This is a genomic window from Bacillus sp. 05T22 (assembly GCF_056396765.1).
The window spans coordinates 1-568 of record NZ_JBFTMC010000275.1 but is presented as its reverse complement, the minus strand read 5'-3'; the positions used below and the strand labels follow the sequence as shown (position 1 = coordinate 568).

Sequence of the window (568 nt, the reverse complement as noted above, 5' to 3'; positions counted from 1 at the left end):
AATGTTGTTCCTCCAATTGAAACTTTCATTTCATTTGTTAATGGAACATTTTGTTCATTAATAATTGTTCTCCACCATTCCCATGCAAGACCTGTACATTCTCTTGCTACGACTTTTACATTTTTTGAATTCGGTGGMAGTGGTATGACTGTATTGAAATGAGCAGTTCTGTCTCTGCCGTTTCCTTCCCAAGTTTTATGGGTTAGTACTTCTTTWCCATTTTKATCATATGAGAATTCATCCCAAGATACATCAAATTGAGCAACATATCCACCAGTATGATCAAGCGTCATTTTAGCACTAGAATAYTCTGTAGTTGTAGTCTCAATATAATCTGTATTGTTATGAACAGCAGCAGTTGCGTTATCTTTTAAGAAAGTGCTTGTATATGAAATTGGGTATGCTGGATTTTTAGAACTTAATTCTGCATTATCTTTAATGATATTTCGGATTTCATTAAAATCTTTTGTAACAACCTTGTTATGCTCTTTTGCATCTCCGCCTAATACTACAGCGGTAAAGGTACTGTCTTCAAAAATATCTTTGTACTGTCCACTCGCTTCAACGC

Annotated in this window: 1 protein-coding gene; it reads right to left on the bottom strand. The window is 34.8% G+C overall.

The window, feature by feature from the left end; all coding sequences use genetic code 11:
• The coding region (locus AC1DIT_RS28375; protein ID WP_476998623.1) for a thiol-activated cytolysin C-terminal domain-containing protein at positions 1-568 on the bottom strand (568 nt) is incomplete at both ends.